A 7,036-nucleotide genomic window follows, 5' to 3' on the forward strand; every position below is an offset into this window, starting at 1 on the left:
GGCGCGACACGGCGGGACGGCTCCCGTCCGGGCAACGAGGTCGAGCGTTGCGAACAGCTCTATGTGGATGAGGCCCATGTTCCGCTCCCGTAGATCGGTTGGTTGTGGGGTCGGGAGGTAGACCTGCTTCAACTCCGTACCCGCACGTCCGGCTCCAGGAACAGCACATGCCGAACCGTCTTGAGGGGAGCGACCAGCGATCAGGGGGCGGTGCGGCCACCGCCCCCTGATCATTTGGCCCTCAGTGGGGGCAGGTGGGGCGGTAGTCGAGGGTGGGGAGGGCTTGGTGCCATTCCTTTCTCGTCAAGCCGCCGCTGGTGTTCTGGCAGAGGGCCGCCCTGGTGAGGGCGGGGGCCAGGTCGTGGGTGAGGAGGGTGCCGGCTTCGGCGGCGCTCGTGAGGGTCCTGCCGTCCGAGGAGAAGGCCAGGGCGCCGATCTCGGTCTGGTGGCCGGTCAGGGGCAGGGCGTAGGGGCGGCCGGATTCGATCTCCCACAAGCGGATCTGGCCCAGTTCGTCGCCGGTGGCGAGAAGGGTGCCGTCCGGGGAGATCGCGGCGGTCGTGACGTAGCTCTTGTGGCCGCGCAGGATCAGGCCGCGTGAACGGAGTGTCCTGCCGTCGGTGAGGAGGACTTTCTGGTCCGCCTCGGTTCCCTCGGCGCTCACGATCGTCCGGCCGTCGCGGCTCATGGTGAGAAGGGTGTTGAGGAAGGTGTCCTCGGTTCTGGCCAGGACGCGGCCGGACGGGTACTCGATCATGCCGGACTTGCCGTCCGTCATGAGGGCCTTGCCGTCCGGGCGGAAGACGATGCGTTTGACGAAGGTGTCGGCCGAGGACGGCAGCGCGCGGATCAGCCGGAACGTCTTCGCGTCCCAGAACTGGAGTTCTCCCGCAGTGCCGCGGCGGACCAGGAGGGCCAGGCCGCGGCCGTCCGGGGACATGGCCATGGCCTGGATCCTGTCGGCGGGCTGGGGCAGCGTCACATCGCCGAGCTTCGCGAACTTCTCGGCGTCGGTGACGGTGACCGTGCGGGCGTTCTTGTAGACGGCGAGTCGCCTCCCATCGGCGCTGAGGGCGAGGTCGTTGCCGTTCCCGGAGTACAGGTAGTCGGACGAGAGGTTGAACCCCCGGTCGACGGCACGCCTGCGCCGGACGTCCCAGAAGTGCACCGAGCCTCCGCCGCGGTACGCCATGGTCGAGGCGTCCGCGGAGATGGTCGCGTTCTGGACCACGCTGCCTCCCTGGACGACCTGGGTGCTCAGGAAGGTGCTGATGTCGAGAGACGAGACCTGGCCGGTCGCCGGTTCGATGCAGCGCAGCGCCCGCTTCTCCACGATCCGGACCAGGGCGCAGTCCGCGTTCGGCGCGTACCGGATCATGGGTGCGGACGGGGCGACACCGCCGCCCTTGATCCGCCACATGGTCCTGGCCTGCGCCAGGTAGCCGCCGTCCTCGCTGAAGGCCAGGGAGGAGTAGGAGTTCGCGGGTCCGAGCCTCAGGTACTGCTCGTCCGCGCCCAGCTTCCAGAGCAGGATGTCTGCCTTCCTGCCCGTGGCCGGGGTGGCGGCAACGGCGAGCAGCGAGCCGTCCAGGCTCAGTTTGGCCGCGCTGACGTATCTCCCCTTGAGCGCTCTGTTGAGGCGAGGCAGCGCGATCGTCGCCTTGGCCGCGAGTTGGTCGACGTGCACCGCGCCCTGCGGCGTGACGCCCGCGACGAGCTGGTCGCCCGCGTCGGCCGTGAGGATCTCGGCGCCGTCCTTCGGGCGCGTCCAGCTCAGCGGGACCTGCCGGAGGGTCCGCAGGTCCCAGACGGTGCGGGCGTCGCGGTTGCCGGCGAGCAGGAGGTGCCCGGACGGGCTCAGGTCGATCCCGTCGAAGATCTTCGCGTCGGTGCCGGCCCGGCCGACGGGGAGCCTGCCGCGTTCCTTGCCGGACGTGGTGTCCCAGACGCGGGCCGTCCCGTCGCCCGCCCAGGTGATCATGGTGCGCGCGTCGTCGGTGACGACGAGATCGAGGGTGTCGGCGCCGGTGATGGTGAAGGCGTGCAGTCTGGCGTGGGTGTCGATGTTCCAGACACTGGCCTTTCCGCCGTCCACGACGGCGAGGACGCGGCCGCCCGGCGACGGCTGGCGCCGGGTCGTGGCGCTCACGCCGGGCGGGATGAAGACGTCGCTCTCCCACTGGTAGCGAAGAGCGACCAGCGCCTCCCTGGTCTCCTTGGTGTTGGAGAGGGCGCCGGCGGCGACGGCCAGGCGGCGGGCGGTCCTCGGGGCGCTCTTGCGGGTGGCCATCGCCACGGCCGCGAGGCGGCGGGCCTCCGCGTCGTCGCGCTGCCGTGCGACGGTACGGCTCTGCTGGAAGACGACCACGCCCGCGACGAGCGTCGCCAGCAGCAGGACGGCGAGGACGCCGGAGACCGCCGTCCGCAGCGTGGAGCGGCGGCGGACGGACGCGCGCCCGGCGTCCAGGAAAGCCTGCTCCAGCGTGTTCGGGCGCAGGGCGCGGCCGCCGCCGACGGCCCAGGTCATCGCGCGTTCGAGCCGGGTCCCCTGGAGGACGTCGCCGGACTTGCGTCCGTGCGCGTCCCACAGCCGCGCTCCCTCGGCGAGTTCCTGGTGGACCTCCAGGCCCGGCCGTTCGGCGGCGGCCCAGTCGCGCAGCCGCGGCCATGCGCGCAGCAGCGCCGGGGAGGCGAGGGTGACGCGCTGCCCGTCCCAGGCGAGCAGCCCCGCCTGGGTGAACGCCGAAAGGACGGCGTCGATGACCGGCTCCGGCGTGCGGCCGTCGCTGAACTCGGCGCGGGCCGCCGGGCGGACGAGGTCGTCTTCGGCCGCCGCCATCCGCAGCAGGATCTGCGGGACGGCCTGCTGCGCCTCCGGGCCGAGGCTCCGCATCACCTCTTCGGCGCGCTCGCCCAGCGGCGGAGACGCGGCCTTGGGCATGCGGACGGCGCGGGCCTCCCGCTCGCCCTGCTCCAGGAGGTCCGCGTCGGGGCGCCCGCCGAGCAGGTCGAGCAGCAGGCCCGGGGCGTCGGGACGCCGTTCCGGGTCCTTGGCCAACGCGGCCTCGACCATGGGCCGCAGGCGCTCGGGGACCGCCGCGGTGTCCGGTTCGGTGGTCAGCACGGAGTGCATCAGCTTGGGCAGGGACTCGCCGCTGAACGGGGTGCGGCCGGACGCCGCGAACAGGATCGTGGCGCCCCAGGCCCAGACGTCGACGGCGGGCCCGGGACTCTTCCCCTGGAACACCTCGGGCGCCATGTACCGGGGCGTCCCCTTCATTCCGGTCGCGCTCTGGGACATGTCCTCGGTGCGGGCGATGCCGAAGTCGATGACGCGGGGGCCGTCCGGTCCCAGAAGCACGTTGGCGGGTTTCAGGTCGCGGTGGACGACGCCCGCCCGGTGCACGGTGGTCAGCGCGGTCGCGATCCCGACCGCCAGCCTGTAGAGGTCGTCGGGCTTGTAGGGGCCGTCCTCGTCGACCGCCTGCTGGAGGGTCGGGCCCGCGACGTACTCGCTGACGACGTAGGGGACGGCGTTGTCCAGGTCGACGGCGAGGACGCGCGCCGTGCAGAACTGCGCGACGCGCCGCACCGCCTCGACCTCGCGGACGAACAGGTCGCGGTGCCGTGCGGAGTAGTCGCCGTGGAGCGTCTTGACCGCGACCCGCGCGCCGTCCGGCCCGTACGCCTCGTACACGACGCCCTGGCCGCCGGCGCCGAGACGCCCCGCGAGGAGGTAGTCGCCGAGCCTCGTCGGATCACCGGGTCCCAGCGGATCGGGTGCCACAGACGTCTCCCAAGTCTAATAGACATAATTGTCTATTAGGATGCCGAGACCTCCGGCGGTGTTCACCGGAAAAGGTGAACGCCGGGCGGCGAACCGGTGGCGGTCTCATCGGAGGCGGGCGGCGAGCGCCTTCTTGCTGATCTTGCCGACCGGCGTCCGGGGGAACACGGCGGCCGTCTCCAGGCGGTCGGGGTGCTTGTAGGCGGCGACGCCCCGCACGCGGAGGAAGTCCTTCACCTCGCGCAGGCCGGGCGCCCTCTCCCCCTCCCTGATGATCAGGAAGGCGCAGGTGCGCTCTCCCATGACCGGGTCGGGGACGCCGACCACGGCCGCGTCGTGGACCGCCGGGTGGGCCAGGAGGTGGCTCTCCAGCTCCTCGGCGGAGACCTTGTCGCCGCCCCGGTTGATCTGGTCCTTCTCACGGCCTTCGACGATGAGGTGCCCGGAGGGCAGCTCTCTGACCAGGTCGCCCGTGCGGTAGAAGCCGTCCGGGGTGAAGGAGCGGGCGTTGTGCTCCGGGGCGCGGTAGTAGCCGCGCAGGGTGTACGGGCCCCGGGTGAGGAGTTCGCCCACTTCGCCCGGAGCCACCCGCTTGCCGTCCTCGTCCACGACGCGGATCTCGTCGGCCGGGGAGAGGGGGCGGCCCTGCGTCCGTTCGATCAGGTCGCGCGGGTCGTCCAGGCGGGTGTAGTTGAGGAGGCCCTCGGCCATGCCGAAGACCTGCTGGACCTGGCAGCCCAGGGCGTCCGGGATCTCGGCGGCGCGCTCCGCGGCGAGCTTGGCGCCGCCCACCTGGAGCAGGCGCAGGGACGAGACGTCCTCGTCCGACCAGGTCACGGCGTCCAGCCAGAGGAGGGCGATCGGGGGGACGACCGCGCAGACGGTGGCGCGCTCGCGCTCGATGAGAGGGAACGCCTCGTCCGGGGACCCGGAGGGCGACAGGACGACCGTGCCGCCCGTGGCGAAGACGCCGAGGATTCCGGGGCAGGCCAGGGCGAAGTTGTGCGCGGCCGGGAGGACGACCAGGTAGACGGTGCCGCTGTCGAAGCCGCACAGGTCGGCGCTGGCCTCCAGGTTGTAGACGTAGTCGCGGTGCGTCCGGGGGATCAGTTTCGGGAGGCCGGTGGTGCCGCCCGAAAGGAGGAAGACGCCCACGTCGGACGGATCGGGGACGGGGGCCGCCACCGGATCGGCGTCGACGGAGGCCAGAGGGGTGAACTCCTCGGCGTCGCCCTCGACGACGACGTGCTCCACGGGGAGCGTTCGCGCCAGCTCGCGGTAGTCGAAGTCGCCGTCGCGGTCGGCGCAGACGTAGGCGCGGGCCTCGGAGAGCTCGCAGAGGTAGCGGATCTCGCTCTCGCGGTGCGCGGGGAGCGCCAGCACGGGCGCGGCGCCGATGCGGACGAGGGCGAGGAACGCGACGACGAAGCCCGCGGTGTTCGGGAGCTGGACGACCACGCGGTCGCCGCGGCGGAGGCCGAGGGCGAGGAGGCCGGCGGCGGTGCGGGCGGCACGGGCGTCCAGGTCGGCGTAGGTGAGGCGGTCGTCGCCTGCGACGAGGGCGGTGGCGGACGGGTCGCCGCGCAGGACGTCGCCGAGGAGGCGGTCGGTCCAGTAGCCCTCGGCCGTGTAGCGGGCTTCGAGGTCGGCGGGCCAGGGGGTGAGGCCGTCCACGGTCACCGTCCGGCGAGCTGGGCGGGGGCGCCGGGGACCGGCTCGGACGGGTCGGAGCCGAGGGCGACGACGCGGTTCGCGGCGTCGACATGGACGACGCGGGGCTCGTGCCGGGAGGGGTCCTCCACGCCGGCGTAGGTGATGATGATCACCATGTCGCCGGGCTGGACGAGGCGGGCCGCCGCGCCGTTGACTCCGATGACCCCGCTGCCGGCCTCGCCGGTGATGGCGTAGGTGACCAGGCGGGCGCCGTTGTCGATGTCGACGAGGTGGACCTGCTCGCCCTCCACGATGTCGGCCGCGGCCATCAGGTCGGCGTCGATCGTCAGCGAGCCCACGTAGTGCAGGTCCGCCTGGGTGACGGTCGCCCGGTGGATCTTCCCGTTCATCAGCGTCCGCTGCACGGCTCCTCTTTCCTCACGATCAACTAAGGCTAGGCTAACCTTAGTCACTCGATCGGCAGAGGAGAAGCCCGAGGATGCTCCGGCGACTGGTCATCGACGTCGGGCCGCTGCGCGACAGCAGGCCGTTCCGCAACGTGTTCATCGCCCGCACCGTCTCGGTCTTCGGGATCGGCATGCTGGCCGTGGCCCTCCCGGTGCAGGTGTACGACCTCACCGGGTCTACCGTGCACGTGGGCGGGGTCTCGGCCGCCGAGGGGTTCGCGCTCCTCGCCGGGTTCCTGTGGGGCGGGGTCCTGGCCGACCGGCACGACCGGCGGCGCCTGATGCTGCGGGCGCGCGCGGCGGCCGGGATCGGGTTCGTCCTGCTGGCGCTCAACGCGTTCCTGCCCTCCCCCTCGCTGGCGGCCCTGTACGCGCTGGCGGCATGGGACGGGCTGATGACCGGCGTCAGCATCACCGCGCTGCTGGCCGCGACGCCCGCGCTGGTCGCGCCCGACAAGCTCGTCGCGGCGGGGGCGCTCAACGCGCTGACCGTCCGGCTCGGGTCGATGGCGTCTCCCGCGCTCGGCGGGCTCGTGGTGTCGGCGTTCGGCGTGGGCTGGAACTACGCGGCCGCGGCCGCGGGGACGCTCGGCACGCTCGCGCTGCTGACCGGGCTGCCGCGACTCCAGCCCGCCGCGCAGGAGCAGGCGGACGCCAACCCGCTGAAGGCCGTCTGGGACGGGTTCCGCTTCGTCGCCTCGCATCGGGTCGTCGGCTCGCTGATGCTCCTCGGCCTGCTGTTCATGGTCGCGGGCGGCATCCCCGTCCTGATGCCGGCGTTCGCGACCCGGAGCCTGGACGGAGGCGCGACCACGGTCGGGCTGCTGTTCGCGGCGCCCGCGTGCGGCGCGGTGCTGGCGTCCCTGACGAGCGGCTGGGTCGGGCAGGCCAGGGCACCCGGTCTGGCACTGCTCGTCGCGGCCGTCTCCGGCTTCGCCGCGCTCGCGTGTCTCGGTCTGGCCCGTCACCCGGCGCTCGCCGTCGCGATCCTGTTCGTGTACGGGTTCGTCCAGTCGATCGAGGAGATCCTGCGGTACGGGCTGATCCAGTCCCACACTCCCGACTCGCACCTCGGACGGGTGAACGCGCTGTGGTCGGCGCAGGAGACGGGCGGCGGCGCGATCGGCTC

At 72.5% G+C, this 7,036-nt stretch carries 4 protein-coding genes; 1 reads left to right on the forward strand and 3 read right to left on the reverse strand.

Translation table 11 applies throughout. The features are described 5' to 3' along the window. Nucleotides 1-241: 241 nt before the first annotated feature. The 3 genes from AB0C69_RS35260 to panD all read right to left on the reverse strand — a co-directional run bounded on the left by AB0C69_RS35260 (nucleotide 242) and on the right by panD (nucleotide 5,865). A complete protein-coding gene (locus AB0C69_RS35260) occupies nucleotides 242-3,787 on the reverse strand; it encodes a serine/threonine-protein kinase (protein ID WP_360359591.1) in 3,546 nt (1,181 codons plus the stop codon). Nucleotides 3,788-3,892: 105 nt separating this feature from the next. Further along, a complete protein-coding gene (locus tag AB0C69_RS35265; RefSeq protein WP_360359594.1) occupies nucleotides 3,893-5,467 on the reverse strand; it encodes an AMP-binding protein in 1,575 nt (524 codons plus the stop codon). After that, nucleotides 5,464-5,865, reverse strand: coding sequence for an aspartate 1-decarboxylase (panD, locus tag AB0C69_RS35270; protein ID WP_345176184.1), 402 nt, complete (start codon nucleotides 5,863-5,865; stop codon nucleotides 5,464-5,466). The genes AB0C69_RS35265 and panD overlap by 4 nt, the downstream gene beginning before the upstream one ends. A gap of 74 nt (nucleotides 5,866-5,939) precedes the next feature. Here panD and entS point away from each other — a divergent pair. Further along, nucleotides 5,940-7,036 (forward strand): enterobactin transporter EntS (gene entS / locus AB0C69_RS35275; protein ID WP_360359597.1); only part of this gene is annotated, 1,097 nt, incomplete at its 3' end.

The sequence above is a fragment of the Actinomadura sp. NPDC048032 genome (genome assembly GCF_040653175.1).
In the GTDB taxonomy this organism is placed as follows: Bacteria; Actinomycetota; Actinomycetes; order Streptosporangiales; family Streptosporangiaceae; genus Spirillospora; species Spirillospora verrucosospora.